The following is a 19,677-nucleotide window of genomic DNA, read 5'->3' as shown; positions in this document are numbered from 1 at the left end:
CCGATAATTAAGCGACAGAGATACTACCAATCTCTGGAACAGGCTGCATAGGCAGTGATATCTTTGAGATAAATGTGTCAACCAATATTGACAATATCAGTGGTAGTGGTACACATCTTCGCCCAGAGCTTCGGACATTGCCCGGTTGCGCTCGTCGGCGTGCATCACAGCGGATAGGATATACTGCTCACCGCCTACGATCTCCACGGCGGCTTTATAGGCATCGGCATAAAACTGTTTTGCAAATTCATAGCCGCCGTGATTGTAGAAGTAAGCAGAGTTCACATCAAAGATCAACTCACCGTATTTGACGGCATCCGGTTTCAGACCTCTTGTGGAGATTACACCGTCCTGTTCCATCTGCTCAAACATTTTTACATAATCGTCCGCGGGTGCTTTGAAATGAATGTTCAGAGAAGTGCGTTCCGGTACGATGTCCTGATTGCTGTAGCTGTCCTTTTCACGCTCATTGTGTTCCTGTACCTTTGCCACATCAGCCGGTGTTTCCAAGTCCTGATTCCGGGCTACGGTGCGGTGGATTCCATCATTTCTTGCCATTGGATTTTTCCTTTCTTTGAAATTTGCAGACAGCGGAGAGCTGGAGAACGGCACTTTTTCAAAGTGTAATAACCCACTATGACACTTTCATCCATACTGGCTGCAAAGTGCCGTGGGCTCTCCCGAGAGGGGATGCGGTCACTGCGGCGACCTCTGCTGACCAAAGCGAAAATGTCTGCGCCTTTTCCCATGGTCAGCCCGTCTGCATGGAGCCGTTCTGTGTCAACTTCCTCTTGCAGCCGGTGTCCACAGACACTTTTTCAAAAACCTGTGGACATAGAAACAACCCGAACGAGAGGATGCGTGCTGTTTCTATAACGAGCGTTTTACGCTCTTTTGCTGCGTACATACGTACCAGTAATGGGATTTACTCGACCTGCCGCCATTCCTCCGGTACGTACGTACACGGCGAATCTCCGTAAAACCCATTTATATGAGGTCGTACAATGGCTTCCACTCCCATGAATCCCCAAACCCGCCGTCCGGCAGAGTTGGTGATGTTGTTGCAATGCTCCAGATTGAATCTCCCGGCATTGGCAATCATGGCGTCGCTGAAGCTGCGGGCTTTCAGCGGAGCAAGGGAATTTTCCTCGCACCACATCCGGTAGATTTCATAGAAATCCTTGGAGCTAATGGACGCATCCGCTTTACGCCGGATGTATCCCTCCGATTCCATGAAATCAAAGATATTGTTGTTGTCACGCTTGACCGCTTCCCTGTTTTCCCGGATACGGTCACTCTCCGTAAACTGAAAGTTGTTGGCAACAAGCCGCTGTAAACCCTCCAATGCCCACAGGAAGATGCCCTCGGCTTCGGTTTTCATCTTCTCTGCAAGGTCAGGATCGTCAGCTCTGTCAGTAGGCTTTTCTTTGGTAGTCAGCACAAGCTGTCTGCGGTAAAATCCGTCACTGCGGTCATACAAGGCTTGCAGATCACCGTTGCTGAACGCAAGCAACCGGGCAAACATCCAGCCCTGATAACTCTGCTTGCCTTTGCGTTCCAAATCCATCTTGCCTTGTGCGGTCACGATGGATTTTACATAGTTGGTCTGGCGCAGGGCTTCCATCCGCATATCATCATCCACGCACAGCAGAATGTGTTCCAGATCGGCACGGGCGAAGCGGTTTTCGGAAATCTTGCCGATGCTGCCGTCTTTCATATTCGTGCCAAAGATAGCAGAAAGCACAGCTCCGATTTGGGATTTGCCCTCGCCGCCGTTGCCTTTAATCACCATCATGCGCTGCCCCTTGTTGGAGGGAATCAGGCAATAGCCGATAAACTCCTGCAAAGTTGGAATGTCCTCGACGTAAAGCAACCCATCCAGAAAGTTCAGCCAGATCACCGGCGCAGTAGCATCGGGATTGTAAGCAACCGGCAAACGGCTCCGCACGATAGCCGGTCTGCCCTCGGTAAATGTGCCGTTCAATAGCAGCGTACCGTTGGACAAATGAATCCGATCCTGCTCCGGTGGAAAGTCCGGCACTTGCGCTTCCAGTTTCAGCACTTCCAGAATGTTGGTGATCTTCCGGGGGATATTGTTTACGGCACAGAATTTCAGCTTGTCGTAAATCTCCCCACGCAGAGGAAGATCGTCCGTCACTCGACCATCGGGCGTGAAAAAAGCTCCGTTTGCGAAGATGATCCTGCGCTCTTGCAGAAATTCTTCACAAAACAGAGCTTCGTTGATGTTCTGCCCGTCAAACCACATGGGCAAGTTCATATCAGGCGTTTTCCGGTTCTTCGCCATGGTGCGCCACCTCCTTTTTCTTTCGTGCGGTATACTCTTGCAGAAAAGCAATTTTGCCGTCCTGCATCAGCTTGTCCACCAATGCCACCCGTTCTTCCAGATCACCCACCGTCAGCACATCTGCCATATATTCGATATGGCAGTGCATCTGGCAGGCTTCCACAAAACGGTCATCCAGAGCATCTTCCGGTGTCTTGGGAGCATAGCGCACTTTCCAATCTTCCAACAGATGCAAATAATCCGTCAGCACCCGGAAGCACAGCATTTCATCCTCCCGGAACTGACGGATATAGGGACGCTTCGGCTTGACCATAGCTGCGGCAGTGGGCGGTTTCGGGTCAAGCCCGAAGTCCAAAGCCAGCTTTTGCGCTGCTTCATAACTGCTCAGATTGAACAGCCTTGCCACAAGGTCGATCACATCCCCTTTGGCTCCGCAGCCGAAGCAGAAAAAATAGTCCTCATTCAGCTTCAAGCTCGGATGCCTGTCGTTGTGGAACGGGCAGCAAGCCATGCCGTTGTGGCTCACTTTCAGCCCGTAGTGTTCGGCGGCTTGCTTGACGCTGATTGCCGCCTTGATGGTTTCATAGATTGTCATAGAAAACCCTCCGTTCATAATATTCTGGAAAGCACGAAGCACCCGCCGTGATTGGCAGGTGCTTCGCTCCTTCTATTATGGTTATGACGGATTTTTCAAAAAACAGGCTAATGACAGGACAATCCTGTTTCAAAAAACAGGACAACTTATCTGAGGACGTAGATTTCTTCACATTTACATGATATAATTAGAAAAATGAAAAAACAGGACAGGAGGGCAAGCATGAATCAAGAATTGATGACATTGGATTTCTGGCAGGATACGGTCATATATGAGAGCAAAACATTTCCTGTCGGTACGCTTGCCTGTGATGCACTGAATGTTCCTGTGAATACCATTGCAAAAATAAACGAGCAATGCGAGAAAATCAATCTGCTGCTTGGAATATTAAACGCCGGACAGGATGCTTCTGCACTCTGTCCTATTGCAAAGGAAGCTGCTCTGACGATGCTCGATATTCTCAGTCAAACACCGCCGTTCTCCTATATGAATATCTCAAAGCACAGAGAACGGATTGAAAAAGCCTTTACTGTGGACAATGCGCTGAAATATGTGGAGTTTGCCATAAAAGCCGCAACCAATTCTTTGCAATTTGAAGAAATCCAGAACTTTACCGATGCGATGATGCTCCAACGCTATACCGCAGTTTTCGGGCATCTGGCATACTCCCTTGGGGAATACCAAACGGCCATGCTTGATTTTGCAGAAAAAACAGACGGCAACGAAGCAGACCGCACCGCAGAGGGTTTTGCAAAAATGTTCGGCAGCTATTTCCCGCCGGAGTTTTCCATCACGGAAGGCAATGCCTGGATGTCTACCCTGAACAATTCCGTTCAGTATGTATCCGTCATCCGTCCCGGCGAAAAAGTTGCGAAGCTGGTCAAGCGGATGCACTATGTATCCTTTGTAGGGATGTTCCGGTCTGATCTCTTTGAGGGCCTGTGTGTTGGTCATGCACCGAAGAAATGCAAAATCTGCGGCAAGTGGTTTCTGACCACCAACGCACGGCACACCAAATACTGTGGCGGCTATGCACCGGGGGACAAGCTGCACCGCACCTGTCGGCAGATCGGCAACCTGAAAGGCAGAGAACAACGGGAGCTTGCGGACGATCATCCGGTGAAACAGATTTATGAGAAACGGCTGAACACCATAAACCGCTATGTGAAGCGTGGTACTCTGGACGCTGATCTTGCAGAGGTTATGAAAAAGCTGGCAAAAGATAAGATGCTCCGGGCATTGAGCAATGTAGCCTATGCCAAGGGAGCTTATGAAAAAGAAATGGACCAGGCGGCTTTGAAAAAGGAAGCAAGTGCAAAAATATACAAAGAAAGGGACAAACATGAATAGAAAAGAACTTAGTCAGAATCATTGGAAATACTACTTAATGCTCGAAAAGCGTTTTGTTGAATCAATAGAGTTTGTAGAACTACATGAGGACAATTTTGATGCATTTTCTAACGGATATGCCCTCTTAATTCAAGCCATAGGGGCAGAGTTGGATACTGTATTCAAAGAGTTTTGCGGTTTCAATACAACGGATCGAAAAACGGTTGCAGACTATGCACAGTATATTTTGACCAACACACCGGATATAAAAAATCAAAAAATCAGTGTACAGGAATACGATATCGAAATACAACCGTTTATGAATTGGGATATTACCCAGCCCGCACAGTCGTTGCAATGGTGGGGAGCATTTACAGATGTCAAGCACAACCGCTATGAGCAGTTGAAGCAAGCAAAGCAGGAGAATGTACTAAATATCTTGGGAGCTTTGTATTTGATAGAAATGTTGTACTTGAAGAAAATCACTGATGGGACAGACGAATTTGATGTGTTTGATGAATCTTCCAACTTGTTTAGTTTGAAAAACTGGACTTCTAAGGCTGTGCCGCTGAGCCAAGCTTTTGCCGTGCTAAGTGATATGATGGACGACGAAAATAATACTACTAACAAAAAGTTCGATGCATAATTACTGTCGATATTGATAGAGAAAGAACCGAAAGGAGGTGCGCTATGCTGAGTGATTTTTCATGGGACATGACCGGATACATACCAAAACACGCTGTCAATCCGCACGGTGACGGCATCATTCCTTATGCGGCAGAGCGCATCTTCCAACTGGAACCGGAGCCTCCAGCGGTGGGCAATCTGAACGAATATATCCTGTCTGCCTTGCAGGAAAAGAATTTGATATATTTCTCATTCTTCCTACACCACTACGAGCCGCAACTTAACAAGCGCATCAAAGACTTTCTCGGTGTGGATGGCGGCGATCTGTATGACACAGACCGATTTATAGATATAAAGCTCTCCTGCCGGGAGCAAATGCTCCAAAAGCTGATGGACTATGACCTTGCCAAGGGTGCAGAGTATGCTACATACATTTTCCCGTTCATCCGGGATGCTATGCTCCGTTTTCGCATGGGCGAAGAAAAATGGTCGGTGTCCTCTCTGACCAATTACAAAATGGTGCGGTCAATGGCTTGGCTGTACCACAATACCAAGGATGCGGTCAACGAATTTTCCAAGAAATACAACTGCGATCTTGCCCTTGCGGAAGAATATCTGAAAGTTGTCCGTGGAATCCGCAATCAGCAGCCATTCTATGTGACAGACGAGAACGGCGAGGAAACAGGCGAGGATGTAGCCCTTGACGATAGCTGGAACTATACCGATATCCTCTGGAACGGCATACAGGCAGAAAAGGTGCAGCGGGCATTTGAGAAACTGAATTACCGGGAGCAAACCTTGCTTGAAAAGCGGCTGGCGATCTGTATGACCTGTGGGCGTGTCGGCTCATGGAAGAACCGCCCCACCTTTGAAGAACTGGCGGTTATGTTTGAGGGCAGTACAGCCAGCGGTGCAGAACGAGCCTACCGAAAAGCAGTGGACAAGTTGACGGAATTGTTGGTTGCCGAGGGCGCAATCCATGCAGTCCGGCTAAAACAGAAATCCAAGATCAAGCGAAAAAAGAAAATCGCCGCCGCAATCTACGAATACCAAGCAGACTGCGACGGCGAATGGGGTAAGATTTCATTTGATTTTGAAAGCAGCACAGCAGAGATCATCCATCTTGCCGATTGGGATACGATAAAAACCAACCGCTTTGCGAACAAGGCCGTAGCCTATCTTCTGAACTGTGAAAATGAGAAACTACCAAAGGAAACAATGGTGGCATTTGAACCATAAAAAGAAAAACCGCTACAACATCCATCCCACTTTGGAATGAGAATTGCAGCGGTTTATTTGCTGGGAACTAATTATTCGATATTTGTGATTTCCCAATCATCATTTACCAGATGGGTAAATCCTTTGTTTTCTTCTTCATCTGGAATTGATGCTGTCCAGATGATTTCTCCGTTTTCACCCAGGGCAGTTATTGTTAATCCTCGCAGATCAGTGTAGCCATCGAGATTTTCGAGCCAGATGCGTTCGCCTTTCTTGAGCAGAGAACCATCTGCATTTTCAAAGCCGCCACTGGAATTTGGCATTGAAAGCTTGATGCTCTTAACGCCTTCAGAGCCAATGGTCAGATAAAACTTAGAAATTTCATCCTCTATGGACGGGAACTGGATTTTCTGTCGTGCTTCTTCGGTAGCGAAGATCCACCACTTGCCATTCATAAAGAGTTCAATGGTTCCCTCAGTTGCCCCGTATTGATAACCATATCCTGTACCAAAATTGGATTGATTGTCAACGCTGGGCTGTTTATTTCCATCAACCTGGGATGTGATTTCTCCATCCATAACACCACATCTTGCTTCTATTTTGCTTTCATGGCCAGTATCAAGATACAGTGTCCCGTTCACCATAACCATAGGGATTAAGTCCCATGTTTCGGTTTGCTTTATAACCTTGATTCCATAAACATCCGCAATTCGTGCAGGATAAGTTTCAAGGATTTCACCGGAGTATTCAATTTCAATCACATCTCCGATTTCAGGTTCTGGTGATGGATGAGCATTTCTGATAGGTACTTCAATTCGGTCTGCACTATTCAGTTCCCAGCTACCTTCAACAGGCTTCACAAGATAATAACCATTATGATCTTCCAGAATTTCAGCTTGGAAAACCTGATGCGCTTCGTTGGAAAAACCTTCAATCTGAATACAATTATTCTTGAAAACCAATCGACCAGTTTCTACCAGTTCATCAGTATTATATTTCTTTTTATCTACATAGAGGTATCCGTCAGCTTCATTAAATCTGAGGGTAAAATCGAAATATCCTCGATCAGACAGTTCATAGCTTGCTCCGTTTGCATAGTCATAGATGGTGACACGGTTATCAATCATGCCAGATCCCCAACTGATTGTAGAACACAACTCAGGCAAGCCGTCGCCGGTGAGGTCGCAGAAATAGGCGTTCCAGATGGGCATCCCGGTATACAACGAAGTGATTTCGTTACCCGTAACAGCCATCATTTCTCCATAAGTCCAACGGAAAGTCACATCCGGGAACTCTGGAAGATTAATCTCATGGCGACCACCCCACTGCATCTCATCTGGTGTTTCAAGATAGTCAAACCATTTTGTAACAGACGGTACAGGTTCAGCAACTGCGACATCTCCTCCCACACAGATTCTACTCAAATAATCTTGGAACTCTCCGTCGGATACAACATACCGTTCTCCGTTCCACTCGATATCTACCATATCATTGTCGGAGAGAGAATAACCGTTTATCCGGATATATGTGCCATCCTCCAGGAGTGCGCTGATTTGATATCCCGGTGTGAATCCACCATATTCATCGCTCTTCTTCGTGTTCTTGACCCCGGCCAGCCGAGAACTCAACTCACTAATCTGTGCGGGATTCATTTCAATAGCCACCGCGTCATCCGCATTTCGCATATCAAAATGATTTGCAGAAACGATGGTGTGTGTTGCTTCATCGAATTGGAATCCCATCGGGTTGGTCAAAAAGCAGACCGCAACGATCACACAGGCAATGACTGCCAGAATAATAATCCAGAACGCAGGTTTCTTATAATTCATCACAGACTTCACACGATCTTTAACACCAACTTCACCAAAGGCAAGTGGGCAGGCCGCAATCATGCGACGGTTGACGCTGCAGACCACAAGAGCCTGTGTATAGTCGGCTCTCTGTTCGTTGCCAAGTTCCTTGATGACCTTTTCATCACAGGCAAACTCAATGTCACGGCAAAGAAGTACATAAGCCAACCACATCAAAGGATTGAACCAATGAATCGTCAGCAGGAGAAAACCAAGAGGCTTCCACCAATGGTCTTTGCGGCGAATGTGCGCCTGTTCGTGGGCAACAACGTGCTCCAGATCCTGACCATTCATGTTGAACGGGAGATAGATTCTCGGTTTGATAATGCCCAGGACAAACGGAGAACTTACATTCTCACTCTGGAAAATGTTGCCCTTGTAGCGAACAGCGGTATCCACTTTACGACATAGGCGCCAATAACTAACTGCGGTATACAAGAGAAGGGCGCCGACACCAATCAACCAGATAATATTCAAAATCGGAATCCAAATCTGAAGCGGGTTTGCACTCGTCAATACATGCTGTGGTGGGGCAAATGAGGATAGAACAGGATTGACCACACTATTGATCGCCGGAACACCGCTGTCTATTGTGGGTTTGGCCGCCATTTCAATATCCAACGGAATTGTTTCTGAACTTGGGATAAGGCTTAATGCGCTCTCAAAAGAGAGCGGGCAAATCAATCTGACAGCCACGATACCCCAAAGCAGAACATTGACCCACTTGGGAGCTTTCTTCAAAACAAGCCTGAGTATCAGCACAGCCAGGATAAGCCAGCTTGCAGATATACTCATGTTGATAATTTTCAAAAAGAGTTCGTTCATTGTGAACCTCCTTTCCTGATGCGGTCGATCATGCGCTGTACCTCATCAAGCTCATCTTCGGACATAGCCTGATGCTTTGTAAAAGCAGCGATAAAGGCAGGCAGAGAACCCTCGAATTTTTTCTCAACCAGTTCATCGATCTCACACGCCTGGGCTTCATCTTTGGAAACGAGAGAAGTAACAGTGCCATTGTCGTTCTTCAGCACACCACGCTCTCCAAGACGCTTGATAACGGTATAAGTCGTAGTCCTTTTCCATCCGAGTTGATCCTGGCACAGCTTTACAAGCTCGACAGCAGTAACCGGCTCATGCTCCCACATAATCAAACAAAAACGATATTCACTTTCGTGAATCTTCGGAAAATCCATATTCACGCCCTCCCTGTCTACACCATTAGACTTCACACATAGTCTACCGCATTAGACAGCCAAAATCAATAGAGTTCACAGAAAAGATACAAAAAAATTGCCCGCAGAATTTCTCCCACGGGCAAAGTATTGGTTAGCTATCAAGCGGTTTGTATTCAGTTACAGTTTTCAAATAGGTTTCGGGATTACCGTTCAGTATCAAATCAGCATATCCAATCGGATCATTGTAGATCAGATAGTCCAGTTCTGACCGCTGATACATATTATCGGCAACCTCATTCTCCACGGCGATGGTATCAATGGCAATCATGCTGCCATCTAAAAATTTCAGTTCCACACAAGCGGTATCCATGTTAAACTCACAAGAAATCAATCTATCCATAAGAAACCTCCATTTTGCGGGATGTTAGATCATCCCAAAATATTTGAATGCTTCTCGGATTGCTTTCTCTTTTTCCGGCGGACACATGGGCTGTCTGGAATCCTCGGACTTCGGCAAATTGTAATTCTTGCCAACTTCAATCCCACATTTCCTCTTAATCTGTGAGATATAAAGGTTGGATACCTTTAACCCGCTATGCTCCAGCACATAGTCTTTGATCTGGGTGTAGGTTGCCCCATCCTGAAATTCGGACATATCCATATCTTCCAAAGAGAACTCAACCCGAATCTTTTTCGAGTCGACCTCACCCTTGGAAAGCAAGACAACCGTCTCCACATGCCCCGTAAACGGAAACATATCCACCAGCGCCATCCGCTCCACCCGGTATCCTCCGGCCTGCAGCACGATCAGGTCCCGTGCCAGGCTGGTAGGCTTACAGGATACGTACACCATCCGGTCTACTCCATAGCGGATGATCTTCGGCAGCGCCTTGGGATGGATCCCATCCCTGGGCGGATCCAGGACGATCAGATCCGGCTGCTCCTCCAGCATATCCAATACCTTCAGAACGTCCCCTGCAATGAAATCACAGTTGGAAAGCCCGTTGAGGGCAGCGTTCTCTCTGGCCGCCTCCACGGCTTCTTCTACGATCTCCACTCCAGTCACATGCTCCGCCACCGGCGCCAGGATCTGGGCGATGGTCCCAGTGCCGCTGTAAAGATCGAACACCTTTTGCCCGCTGGTATCCCCTATGTACTGGCGCACTGTATCGTAAAGCACCTCCGCCCCCAGGGAATTGGTCTGGAAGAAGGAAAATGGAGTGATCTTAAATTTCAGTCCCAGAAGCTCCTCATAAAAATAGTCCTGTCCATACAGCACGTCCGTACCGTCATTGAGAACGGCGTCTGCCAGACTGTCATTTTTTGTATGAAGGATCCCTGCAAAGGAGCCGGAAAGGGGCAGTGCCAGAAGGATCTGCTTCCATCCCTCCAAAAGCTCCTCCTCGGTCTCCTTTCCCGCCCAGGAATCCGCAGTCTGCGTCGTGGTCACAAGATCCGCCAGGATCTCCCCGGTCCTCATTCCCCGGCGGACCAGAAGGTGTCTTAAATATCCCCGGTGGCTCGTTTTCTTTAAAAAGCTTACATTTTTTTCCTTAAAGTAGTCCAGGGTCGCCCTTAAGATCCTGCAGCAGTCCTCATGGACCAGAAGGCACTGATCCACGGTCACGATATCATAAAAGCTCCCGCGCTTATGCATTCCCAATGCCAGCGGGCCGTCCTTCACCTCGTCACCGAAGGAAAACTCCATTTTGTTCCGATAGCTGCTGGTCAGAGGGCTTGCCTTGATCCCATCATACTGGTACTCTCCACGGATCACCTCATCCAGAAGTCCTTTTACCTGTTCCTCCTTCAGCTTTAACTGTTCCTCATAGGGAAGCGTCTGGTAAGAGCAGCCTCCGCAGTCGGCTGCATGTACGCAGGCCCTTTCCGGAGTCTCGCAGGCCGCCCTGGAGACCACGTTTAAAAGCCGCGCCTCACACTTTCCCGTTTTCTGCTTGGTAACGACCACCTCCACGGTCTGTCCCGGCAGTACATTCTTTACGACCACCTTTTCATCCTCTATATGAAGGATTCCTTTATTGGGAAAATCCACCTTTTCCACGATCCCTGTATAAATCTCTCCCTTTTTCATCCGTGCCTCCTTATATACTTAAAAAGAGGCTTGCAGGCAATCGCCGCAGCCTCTCCTTTTTTTCAGTACTCTCCTGCTTATTCCGCAGACTTTTCTTCCTTTGCCTCTGCTTTTCTGACAGGCATCTCCTCGTCCTCATCCTCAAAGAAATCGTCATCAAAATCATCGTCAAAGTCGTCCTCAAAGTCCTCCAGATAATCCGGTGTAAAGAAACGGTACACACCGTACGCAATGGCTGCCACTGCCGCTACTGCGCCAAAGATCGCCAGCACCCAGAGGATACAGTTTTTCTTTTTCTCTTCTTCTTCCTTTTTATGAAGCAGTTCATTTAATCTGGATACATTCATCAGGTCCTCCATCTTACTGACGGCATCTTTTCCCATAAAGTCAAACTTGTTCATCATGGCACATCCTTTCTGGTTTCTTAAGATCAGAAATCCACATTCATGTTTACAGTATAACATGATTGTTTTTATTTTACTATCCCGTTTTTTAACTTTTTTTACAATTTCTGAAGTCTGGCAAATGATGCAAACATTTTTCTGACACCCATGGAATCAAATTCCACTGTTACCTCATAATCCTTTCCACCGTCTGCGATCTGCTTTACGGTTCCATCGCCAAATTTCACATGGTGGACCCGGTCCCCCTCCGCATAATCCAGAGAAGCAGCCTTTTGTACTGTAAATGCCTTTCCAAAGGCTGGCTGGGCCGATGGCATCCCACTCTTTTTTGAAACGTAAGGATTCTGACCAAACATACTGATCCCAGACGATCTGGCCCACGGAAGGCCCGGATCCTCCAGATCATCCGAAGAAAGCCTCCTGGATCTCTGATATACAGAATCCTCCTGCCTCTCCTCTTCTTTATATTCCTCCGGGATCTCTGCCAGGAAACGGCTGGGTCTGGAAAACCGTGTCTCTCCCTTGACCATCCGCTGCCTTGCTCCTGTCATCATAAGCGTTTTCTCGGCCCTTGTGATCCCCACATAGCACAGACGCCTCTCCTCCTCCAGAGCTTCGGGATCCTCTGACATGGCCATGCTGCTGGGGAACAGACCGTCTTCTAATCCGCTCATATATACATAAGGGAATTCCAGTCCCTTGGCCGAATGGAGCGTCATCAGTACCACCCGGTCCTCAGATTCATCCATACTGTCGATGTCCGCCACCAGGGCCACCTCTTCCAGAAATCCATCCAGGGTCGGCTCCTCTGCGTCCTCCCAGTACGCCACAGCCTTATTGGACAGCTCACTGATGTTTTCCAGACGGGTTTCTGCCTCCACCTCGCCTTCCTCCATCAGTTCCGCCTTATATCCTGTGGACTCCAGGATATCTGTGATCACATTCTGGATCGCCATTCCATCCTTTAAGTTTTTCCGGAAACGGCCGATCTCATCCGTAAACTGGTCTATTTTGGGCGCAGCCTTTCCCAGGCCCGGCACCGCCCCGATCCTTAAAAGCGCATCATAAAAATTCATCCCATGCTCAGCTGCATACATGTTTACCTTTCCGATGGATACGGCTCCGATCCCCCGCTTCGGTACATTGATGATCCTCTGAACCGCCAGGTCGTCCCGCCCGTTGGCAATGGTCTTTAAATACGCCAGGATGTCCTTGATCTCCTTTCTCTGGTAGAAATTCACGCCGCCCACCATCCGGTAAGGGATATTATGGGTGACAAATTTCTCCTCCAGGATACGGGACTGGGCGTTGGTCCGGTAAAGAACGGCGGAATCCTTCCAGGAACCTCCCCTTTTCATAATGTCGGAAACGATTCCCTCCGCTTCATCGTATGCCGTGTCAAACAGCTTTACACGGATTTTCTCTCCCGTCTCATTTTCTGTCCAGAGGGTCTTATCCTTTCTCCCCTCATTATTACGGATCACCTCATTGGCCGCGCTCAGGATGGTCTTTGTGGAGCGGTAATTCTGTTCCAGCTTAATGACCTTTGCGCCAGGAAACGCCTCCTCAAAACTCAGTATATTCTTTATATTGGCTCCTCGGAACCGGTAAATGGACTGGTCGTCGTCTCCCACCACGCAGATGTTCCTGTATTTGGAGGCCAGCAGGCTCACAAGCCTGAACTGGGCCGTATTGGTATCCTGATACTCGTCTACCATGATGTAGCGGAATCTTTCCTGGTAATAGTCCAGAACCTCCGGACAGGATTCAAAAAGCTCCACAGTTTTCACCAGAAGGTCATCAAAATCCAGGGCATTATTCTTCTTCAGCCGCACCTGGTATTCCTTATATAGCTCCGCGATCTGCTGGCTGCGGGCAGAGCCGTCCTTTTTACTCTCCAGGGCAAACTCCTCCGGCGTGACCAGCTCATTCTTGGCCGAAGAAATGATCCCCAGCACTCCGCGCTCCTTATACAGCTTTCCATTGATCTCCCGTTCCTTAAAGATCTGCTTCATCAGTGTTTTCTGGTCATCGGTGTCATAAATAGAGAAGCTGGACTCGTACCCCAGATTTTCAATGAAACGTCTGAGGATCCGGACGCAAAGCGAGTGGAAGGTGCTGACCCATACGCTGTCCGCTCCCTGGGGGATCAACCCGTTGACCCGTTCCCGCATTTCTCCTGCCGCTTTATTCGTAAAGGTGATCGCCAGGATATTCCAGGGCGACACATTTTTTTCCTCGATCAGATAGGCGACCCGGTGGGTCAATGCCCTCGTTTTTCCGGATCCGGCTCCTGCCAGTACCAGGAGGGGACCCTCTGTATGTAAAACAGCCTGCTGCTGCATTGGGTTCAGTGTCTCAAAACTCTTCATGATATTCCCCTTTCTTGTCAGATTCGTATTATACCAGATTCCCTGGATGCTGTCCAATAAAACGAGAAAATCGTATTTGTCTCTTGTCATCTAGTTTTTAATACTATATAATAAATACTGAAAGGAGTTTCACCATGAAAACCAATGAAGAACGCTTAGAAGGGCTGTTCCAGCACCTGGACAGCCTGGATCACATAAAAGTTGAAGATATCCCGCAGATCGACCTTTATATGGACCAGGTAACTACCTTTATGGAGAAGCACCTGGGGGAGCTGAAGCGATATCCGGAGGACAAGGTACTCACAAAGACTATGATCAATAACTATGCCAAAAACAACCTCCTTCCCTCTCCGGTACGTAAAAAATACACCCAGGATCATATCCTGCTTCTGGTATTTATTTATTACTTTAAGAATCTGCTGAATTTTAACGATATTGAGACCATTCTGTCCTATATCACAGAGCACCACTTCGGTGAAGCTCCGCTTCCTCTGTCCCAGGTATATACAGAGGTATTTACCATGGAACACAGCCAGATGGATAAATTAAAGGATGACGTAAAAGCAAAATTTGAAACAGCAGAAAAAACCTTTTCCGACGTGGAAGATCCCGGTGAGAAGGATGCGCTCCAGCTCTTTTCCTTCATTTGTGAGCTTGCCTTCGATGTGTATCTGAAAAAGCAGATGATCGAGCGCCTCGCAGACGAGATCCGGGACGAATATCCGCCAGCGAAAAAGAAATAACTGCATAACACAAGTGATCACAGGAGGGCTTAGTATGAACAAATCCGCATTCCGAAAACTTTCTTATGGCGTCTATCTGATCTCTTCCCTGGATGGGGACCGGCCTACGGGCTGTATCGCCAACAGCGCCATGCAGATCACATCCGATCCGGCGTCCATTGCCATCAGCATCAACCATGACAACTATACCAATTCCTGCATTGAAAGAACCGGAAAATTTGCTATTTCCATCCTTTCTGAAAACACCGATCCTGGAATCATCGGAACCTTTGGATTCCAGTCAGGAAAAAATGTCAATAAATTTGATTCTGTCTCCTATAAGACTGTCGAAGGCCTCCCAGTGATCGAGGATGCCTGCGCGTATATCGTGTGCCAAGTCGTCAACAAAATGGAGACCGACAGCCACACAGTTTTCCTTGGAAAGGTTCTGGATGCCGATAACCTGGAAAATGCTCCGGCAATGACCTATTCCTATTATCATACTGTGGTAAAGGGAAAGAGCCCCAAAAATGCTCCTACTTATCTGAAGGAGGAAGAAACCATTCCAAAGACAGCCTATGTCTGCTCCGTATGCGGATATGTATATGAAGGGGAAACTCCCTTTGAGGAGCTTCCCGACGATTGGAAGTGCCCGATCTGTAAACAGCCAAAGTCTGTATTTAAAAAACAGGAGCGCTAATGGCTCCTGCATCGTCAATCCAGAGAGATCCAGAGTGTCGGACCGTTGGAAGCTCCTTAAAATGATCTGGGTTCCGGATTTCCCGGCTGTATTTTAACAGCCGGGATTTTTTATATTCTTTTTTGAAGGTTCATCCAGAAGTTCTCCGTCTGCCCGGAATCTGGACCCATGGCAGGGACAGTCCCAGGTCCTCTCTGCTGGATTCCACTGGAGCCGGCAGCCCAGATGGGGACATCTTGGTCCTCCCAATACAGCCAGATTCTTAATGGAATGTCCCATTTCTTTCACAAAAGTTTTATATGAGGCTGAAAAAGTTTTTCTCTGGGGAGAAAACAGCTCCCATTCCTTCATACTCTGTCCAGTAACCACATCACAGACCGCCATGGCGGAAACCATAGAATTGGTCATTCCCCATTTTCCGAATCCTGTGGCCACAAGCCAGTACGGACGAAGCCTTGAGAAAACGCCAATATAGGGGACTGAATCCAGAGTCATGCAGTCCTGGGCCGACCAGGACGCCTTTATCTCGGCTTTTTTCCAGATATTCCCCGCTCTTTTCTCAAGCTCCCCATAGGGATCCTTGATCCTGCCCTCTCCTGTCCGGTGTCCCATACCGCCCACAAGCACCAGTTCACCGGCATTCCGGAAGGAAAGTCCATCCGGATCGATCCCATAATACACTCCCCCCAGGTCCCAGTCCTCTGTTTCCAGAGCCAGTACATAGCTTCTTTCCTGGTGCATCCTGGCTGAGTAAAAGCCCGGCCAGCGGGGAAACGGAAAATGCGATGCAAAAACAATATGGTCTGCCTTCACAGTTCCCCGGTCAGTCCGTATCTCATGGCCCTTTACCTGCAGGACTCTGGTATGCTGGCAGATCTTTAAGGAATCCGACAGACCATATAAAAAACCAATGGGATCAAACTGGGCCTGATTTTCGTACCGCAGGGCCATTTTCACCGGAAAGGGAAGGCCGGTATCATATACGATAGAGGCCGGTATCCCGGCCCTCACAGCGGCAGAACGCTCCTGCTCCAGCTTTTTCATCCCCTCCCCGCATTCTGTATACAGATAGGAGGGCAGCCTTTTAAAACCGCACTGGATCCCCGCAGAATCCACGATCCGCTCATACTGATCGATAGCTGTCTGGCTGGCCTGGGCATACTGGGCCGCAGCTTCTGCCCCCATGGTCTCTGTCAGTCTGCTGTAGATCAGTCCATGCTGGGATGTGATCTTAGCCGTGGTCCCTTCCGTCTGCCCGCTCCCAACGGTCCCTGCCTCCAGAACTACTGTATCCACACCGCTTTCCATAAGGAACCATGCACAAAGGATCCCTGCCATCCCCCCTCCGATCACGGCCGCAGAAATGTGCTCCGGAAGAGGTTCCCGTTTATCTTTCTTCTGTATGTCGTTTATGGACCAGATGGATCTCATTTCATCACCTCTGGCCCTATTATTCCCCTTTTTTATCCACGCATACGTGCCCGCATTCCAATTAGCGGGCAGGACCGGTCGATTCCCACCAGATACCGCTTCTTTGCCCCGGCCACATAGGTCCTGGTCCAGATCTCCTGCTCCTCCTCCTTGTCATACAGTTTCACCTCTACTTCTGTCATCAGCGGCAGGATATCGCCGTCCAGCGTCATCTCTCCCTGGCTATCCAGACCCAGAACCCCCTCCTTTACGACCTCCAGTCCCATATATTCTGCCAGATGGCACATTCCATGGAGATTATCCAGAAATTCAAAAAAGATCTCCTTCTGCAGGCGGCTCTCCGCGTCTTCTGCATCCTCTCTCAGAAAATCCACGATCTCATTTTCATACTGTGCAAGGAATCTCTCTCCGTCGGCTTTTATTTCACGGGCTTTTTCTGCCAGTTCCTTATAATTCATGAATGAACCCCTCTTTCTTTTAATAAAATCTATTTTCGACATCTAGTAAATGTCATCTCCCGGTCCATCTTAACATATATTTATCTTACTGACAATCAGTGAATGTCTTGAGGGGAGAAAGCGATGTACAAAAACAAATCAGAACACGGACTAAATAATATATGCGGACAAAAAATACGGAAGCTGCGCCTGGAGATGAAAAATGTCTCCCAGAGGAAGCTGGCCGATATGCTCCAGGTACAAGGCCTTGATATTGATAAAAATGCGATCCAGCGGATGGAAAGCGGCAAACGCTTTATAACAGACATTGAGCTGAAGGCCCTGGCCAAGGTCCTCAACGTCACCTACGCGGAGCTTCTGGATTAAAGGAATTCCTTCCGTTTTCTGGTTCCGGAGCCTCCTTCCAGATCCCACTGCGCTTCTCCGGCTTCCAGTCGGTCCTGGTATCACTCAGTATCATCTGGATCCGTTCCAGGTTCCTGTGGGTCCTGAGGACATAGGCGCACAGAATATGCGGGCGTTTTTTGACCCACCTTTTCCTCCTCTGTACGATCTCCTCATCCTCCTTCCCCTCCAGGACCAGAAGCTGCTCCACAGGCAGATCCAGCATACATCCCAGGACCAGGAGATTATCCAGAGAAGGGAGAGCCTTCCCTTTCAGCCATTTGTAAACAGACTGGGGACTGTCCAGCTCCAGCTCCTCCTGCACATCCCGGACTGTGATCCCGCTCTCTGCCAGGAGTCTGCGTATCCTTTTTCCTGTCTCCTCTTTCGATATCTTTACCATCCCATCACCTGCCTGTCCTTCCAGATTCTTTTCATCTGCTTCTATCATACACGAAATCAGCCGCGTTGTCTTGAACCATTGGTTCAATAGTGAAAAAAAACAGCCCCAGTACGAACTTCGTACCGGAGCCGATTAAAAAGGGGAGGATAAGTATTAATCTTTCTCTTTGGTGATACTCCTATTATTGCCGCTTTTCCCAGATCTATACCAGTCTGAAAAAATTGATTGATTTTCTTTCTTCCTGTATTATAATATTTCCGTACAGCACGCCGGCCCGGAGATAAATGATCCCACCGCCGGCAGTAAGAAGTACTGACTCTAAATCGCACTAGAATGGAGAGAATGGATTTATTATGAAGAATTTAGTGATCGGACAGTCCGGCGGCCCCACCGCCGTCATAAACGCCAGCCTCTGCGGCGCAGTACAGGCATGGAAGGAGGCAGGGCAGGAGGGCCGTGTCTATGGGATGCTCAACGGCATTGAGGGCTTCCTTGCGGACCAGGTCACAGATCTGACTGCCCTCAGCGAGGAAGAGCTGAAGCTCCTCCGGCTGACGCCCGCCGCTTATCTGGGGTCCTGCCGCTTTAAGCTCCCGGAGGATCTGACGGACGCTGTCTATTCCGCTGTTTTTGATAATCTCCGCGAAATGAACATCGGATATTTCCTCTATGTGGGAGGAAACGACTCCATGGATACGGTGGATAAGCTTTCCCGCTTTGCTGCCCGGACCGGCAGCGATGTACGGTTCATCGGCATTCCCAAGACCATTGACAACGATCTGGTGCTCACAGACCATACGCCCGGTTTCGGCAGCGCTGCAAAATATGTGGCCTCCACGGTCCGGGAGATCGTCCTGGACGCCTCTGTATACCAGCAGAGATCTGTGACGATCATCGAGATCATGGGACGCCACGCCGGCTGGCTCACAGCTGCCTCAAAGCTGGCAAGAAAATATGAGGGAGACAACCCTATCCTCATCTACCTCCCCGAGGCTCCCTTTGAGCTGGAAGCCTTTTACCAGGATCTGGAGCATGCCTTTGAAAAAACAGCCAATGTGGTCGTCTGCGTTTCCGAGGGCATTGCCGACGCCGGAGGAACCTTTATCTGCGAATATTCCGACGCCGCAAAGCTGGATTCCTTCGGACACAAAATGCTCACCGGCTGCGGAGAGGTCCTGGAATCCTTCGTCCGTGACCGGTTCCACGTCAAGGTCCGCTCCATTGAGCTCAATGTAAGCCAGAGATGCAGCGGGATGCTGGCCTCCAGAACAGATATCGAGGAGTCTGCCATGGCAGGCGCCTTCGGAGTCCGCGCCGCCCTTTCCGGGGAAACAGGAAAAATGGCAGCCTTCCAGAGGATCTCTGATGTCCCCTATGAGCTTTCCTGCTGCCTGGAGCCGGTGGGACGGATCTGCAACCAGGAAAAGAAATTTCCGGCAGAATGGATCTCTGAGGGCGGTTCTGACGTAACAGACAGCTTCCTTCCCTATATCCTGCCGCTGATCCAGGGTGAACCGAAACGGATCATGGAAAACGGGCTTCCCAGATATCTTTACCGGCAGCCAGGCGCGGCCGCCCGCATAAAGCCTTAAACCATCAGAAAAACCGGCAT

19 protein-coding genes are annotated in these 19,677 nt (G+C 48.6%); 7 read left to right on the top strand and 12 right to left on the bottom strand.

What is annotated here, in order from left to right:
* Positions 1–96: 96 nt before the first annotated feature.
* The 3 genes from OCV69_RS06705 to OCV69_RS06695 all read right to left on the bottom strand — a co-directional run bounded on the left by OCV69_RS06705 (position 97) and on the right by OCV69_RS06695 (position 2,900).
* Positions 97–558 carry a plasmid recombination protein gene (locus OCV69_RS06705; protein ID WP_331485656.1) on the bottom strand — a complete coding sequence of 154 codons (462 nt, stop codon included), beginning with the start codon at positions 556–558 and terminating at the stop codon, positions 97–99.
* A gap of 367 nt (positions 559–925) precedes the next feature.
* On the bottom strand, positions 926–2,305 hold the full coding sequence (locus tag OCV69_RS06700; RefSeq protein ID WP_117515291.1) for a DNA primase family protein: 1,380 nt from the start codon (positions 2,303–2,305) through the stop codon (positions 926–928).
* Complete coding sequence (locus OCV69_RS06695) at positions 2,280–2,900, bottom strand: CHC2 zinc finger domain-containing protein (RefSeq protein WP_039996408.1); 621 nt, start codon at positions 2,898–2,900, stop codon at positions 2,280–2,282. The genes OCV69_RS06700 and OCV69_RS06695 overlap by 26 nt, the downstream gene beginning before the upstream one ends.
* Before the next feature lie 222 nt (positions 2,901–3,122).
* On the opposite strand from OCV69_RS06695, the gene OCV69_RS06690 reads away from it, so the two are divergent.
* From OCV69_RS06690 to OCV69_RS06680, 3 genes are read left to right on the top strand one after another with little or no spacing between them, the layout of a single operon-like run.
* Positions 3,123–4,250, top strand: coding sequence for a DUF6076 domain-containing protein (locus tag OCV69_RS06690; RefSeq protein ID WP_039996407.1), 1,128 nt, complete (start codon positions 3,123–3,125; stop codon positions 4,248–4,250).
* Positions 4,243–4,875 (top strand): hypothetical protein, encoded by a 633-nt coding sequence (locus tag OCV69_RS06685; protein ID WP_021683574.1) that lies wholly within the window; start codon positions 4,243–4,245, stop codon positions 4,873–4,875. Before OCV69_RS06690 ends, OCV69_RS06685 begins: the two co-directional genes overlap by 8 nt.
* 44 nt (positions 4,876–4,919) lie before the next feature.
* A complete protein-coding gene (locus OCV69_RS06680) occupies positions 4,920–6,095 on the top strand; it encodes a sigma-70 family RNA polymerase sigma factor (RefSeq protein ID WP_007488109.1) in 1,176 nt (391 codons plus the stop codon).
* Between the two features lie 71 nt (positions 6,096–6,166).
* Here the strand turns inward: OCV69_RS06680 and OCV69_RS06675 are convergent, their stop codons facing one another.
* The 6 genes from OCV69_RS06675 to pcrA all read right to left on the bottom strand — a co-directional run bounded on the left by OCV69_RS06675 (position 6,167) and on the right by pcrA (position 13,967).
* Positions 6,167–8,749, bottom strand: a complete 2,583-nt coding sequence (locus tag OCV69_RS06675; protein ID WP_158356995.1) for a M56 family metallopeptidase — start codon at positions 8,747–8,749, stop codon at positions 6,167–6,169.
* Positions 8,746–9,117 (bottom strand): BlaI/MecI/CopY family transcriptional regulator, encoded by a 372-nt coding sequence (locus tag OCV69_RS06670; protein WP_007488105.1) that lies wholly within the window; start codon positions 9,115–9,117, stop codon positions 8,746–8,748. The genes OCV69_RS06675 and OCV69_RS06670 overlap by 4 nt, the downstream gene beginning before the upstream one ends.
* Positions 9,118–9,250: 133 nt before the next feature.
* Positions 9,251–9,499, bottom strand: a complete 249-nt coding sequence (locus OCV69_RS06665) for a DUF6061 family protein (protein ID WP_007488104.1) — start codon at positions 9,497–9,499, stop codon at positions 9,251–9,253.
* A 24-nt stretch (positions 9,500–9,523) separates the two neighbouring features.
* On the bottom strand, positions 9,524–11,191 hold the full coding sequence (rlmD, locus tag OCV69_RS06660; protein ID WP_158356994.1) for a 23S rRNA (uracil(1939)-C(5))-methyltransferase RlmD: 1,668 nt from the start codon (positions 11,189–11,191) through the stop codon (positions 9,524–9,526).
* Positions 11,192–11,268: 77 nt separating this feature from the next.
* Positions 11,269–11,592 (bottom strand): hypothetical protein, encoded by a 324-nt coding sequence (locus OCV69_RS06655; protein ID WP_022274425.1) that lies wholly within the window; start codon positions 11,590–11,592, stop codon positions 11,269–11,271.
* 101 nt (positions 11,593–11,693) lie between these two features.
* The gene (gene pcrA / locus OCV69_RS06650) at positions 11,694–13,967 is read right to left on the bottom strand and encodes a DNA helicase PcrA (protein WP_158356993.1); all 2,274 of its coding nucleotides are present in this window, start codon (positions 13,965–13,967) and stop codon (positions 11,694–11,696) included.
* 134 nt (positions 13,968–14,101) lie between these two features.
* Between pcrA and OCV69_RS06645 the strand changes: the two genes are divergently transcribed.
* Positions 14,102–14,710, top strand: a complete 609-nt coding sequence (locus OCV69_RS06645; protein ID WP_158356992.1) for a DUF1836 domain-containing protein — start codon at positions 14,102–14,104, stop codon at positions 14,708–14,710.
* A 34-nt stretch (positions 14,711–14,744) separates the two neighbouring features.
* Entirely contained in the window at positions 14,745–15,389 is a 645-nt protein-coding gene (locus OCV69_RS06640) for a flavin reductase (RefSeq protein WP_158356991.1), read from the top strand.
* A gap of 93 nt (positions 15,390–15,482) precedes the next feature.
* Here the strand turns inward: OCV69_RS06640 and OCV69_RS06635 are convergent, their stop codons facing one another.
* Together OCV69_RS06635 and OCV69_RS06630 are read right to left on the bottom strand one after the other, a co-directional pair.
* Positions 15,483–16,820 carry an FAD-dependent oxidoreductase gene (locus OCV69_RS06635; RefSeq protein ID WP_158356990.1) on the bottom strand — a complete coding sequence of 446 codons (1,338 nt, stop codon included), beginning with the start codon at positions 16,818–16,820 and terminating at the stop codon, positions 15,483–15,485.
* Positions 16,821–16,852: 32 nt separating this feature from the next.
* Positions 16,853–17,278 (bottom strand): hypothetical protein, encoded by a 426-nt coding sequence (locus OCV69_RS06630; RefSeq protein ID WP_022274429.1) that lies wholly within the window; start codon positions 17,276–17,278, stop codon positions 16,853–16,855.
* 123 nt (positions 17,279–17,401) lie between these two features.
* Here OCV69_RS06630 and OCV69_RS06625 point away from each other — a divergent pair, with 123 nt between their 5' ends.
* On the top strand, positions 17,402–17,644 hold the full coding sequence (locus OCV69_RS06625) for a helix-turn-helix domain-containing protein (RefSeq protein ID WP_022274430.1): 243 nt from the start codon (positions 17,402–17,404) through the stop codon (positions 17,642–17,644).
* Here OCV69_RS06625 and OCV69_RS06620 read toward each other — a convergent pair.
* A complete protein-coding gene (locus OCV69_RS06620) occupies positions 17,619–18,113 on the bottom strand; it encodes a helix-turn-helix domain-containing protein (protein ID WP_252207708.1) in 495 nt (164 codons plus the stop codon). The genes OCV69_RS06625 and OCV69_RS06620 overlap by 26 nt on opposite strands.
* A gap of 302 nt (positions 18,114–18,415) precedes the next feature.
* Here OCV69_RS06620 and OCV69_RS06615 point away from each other — a divergent pair, with 302 nt between their 5' ends.
* On the top strand, positions 18,416–19,657 hold the full coding sequence (locus OCV69_RS06615; protein WP_158356989.1) for a 6-phosphofructokinase: 1,242 nt from the start codon (positions 18,416–18,418) through the stop codon (positions 19,655–19,657).
* Positions 19,658–19,677: the final 20 nt, after the last annotated feature.

Origin of the sequence: Alitiscatomonas aceti, assembly GCF_025567195.1 — a bacterium.
Classification (GTDB): domain Bacteria; phylum Bacillota; class Clostridia; order Lachnospirales; family Lachnospiraceae; genus Alitiscatomonas; species Alitiscatomonas aceti.
This window is presented reverse-complemented; position numbering and strand designations above follow the sequence as displayed.

Bases quoted from the DNA above. Each gene is read 5' to 3' on its own strand.
- OCV69_RS06705 (WP_331485656.1), bottom strand. From the start codon at position 558: ATGGCAAGAAATGATGGAATCCACCGCACCGTAGCCCGGAATCAGGAC.
- OCV69_RS06700 (WP_117515291.1), bottom strand. From the start codon at position 2,305: ATGGCGAAGAACCGGAAAACGCCTGATATGAACTTGCCCATGTGGTTT.
- OCV69_RS06695 (WP_039996408.1), bottom strand. From the start codon at position 2,900: ATGACAATCTATGAAACCATCAAGGCGGCAATCAGCGTCAAGCAAGCC.
- OCV69_RS06690 (WP_039996407.1), top strand. From the start codon at position 3,123: ATGAATCAAGAATTGATGACATTGGATTTCTGGCAGGATACGGTCATA.
- OCV69_RS06685 (WP_021683574.1), top strand. From the start codon at position 4,243: ATGAATAGAAAAGAACTTAGTCAGAATCATTGGAAATACTACTTAATG.
- OCV69_RS06680 (WP_007488109.1), top strand. From the start codon at position 4,920: ATGCTGAGTGATTTTTCATGGGACATGACCGGATACATACCAAAACAC.
- OCV69_RS06675 (WP_158356995.1), bottom strand. From the start codon at position 8,749: ATGAACGAACTCTTTTTGAAAATTATCAACATGAGTATATCTGCAAGC.
- OCV69_RS06670 (WP_007488105.1), bottom strand. From the start codon at position 9,117: ATGGATTTTCCGAAGATTCACGAAAGTGAATATCGTTTTTGTTTGATT.
- OCV69_RS06665 (WP_007488104.1), bottom strand. From the start codon at position 9,499: ATGGATAGATTGATTTCTTGTGAGTTTAACATGGATACCGCTTGTGTG.
- rlmD (WP_158356994.1), bottom strand. From the start codon at position 11,191: ATGAAAAAGGGAGAGATTTATACAGGGATCGTGGAAAAGGTGGATTTT.
- OCV69_RS06655 (WP_022274425.1), bottom strand. From the start codon at position 11,592: ATGAACAAGTTTGACTTTATGGGAAAAGATGCCGTCAGTAAGATGGAG.
- pcrA (WP_158356993.1), bottom strand. From the start codon at position 13,967: ATGAAGAGTTTTGAGACACTGAACCCAATGCAGCAGCAGGCTGTTTTA.
- OCV69_RS06645 (WP_158356992.1), top strand. From the start codon at position 14,102: ATGAAAACCAATGAAGAACGCTTAGAAGGGCTGTTCCAGCACCTGGAC.
- OCV69_RS06640 (WP_158356991.1), top strand. From the start codon at position 14,745: ATGAACAAATCCGCATTCCGAAAACTTTCTTATGGCGTCTATCTGATC.
- OCV69_RS06635 (WP_158356990.1), bottom strand. From the start codon at position 16,820: ATGAGATCCATCTGGTCCATAAACGACATACAGAAGAAAGATAAACGG.
- OCV69_RS06630 (WP_022274429.1), bottom strand. From the start codon at position 17,278: ATGAATTATAAGGAACTGGCAGAAAAAGCCCGTGAAATAAAAGCCGAC.
- OCV69_RS06625 (WP_022274430.1), top strand. From the start codon at position 17,402: ATGTACAAAAACAAATCAGAACACGGACTAAATAATATATGCGGACAA.
- OCV69_RS06620 (WP_252207708.1), bottom strand. From the start codon at position 18,113: ATGATAGAAGCAGATGAAAAGAATCTGGAAGGACAGGCAGGTGATGGG.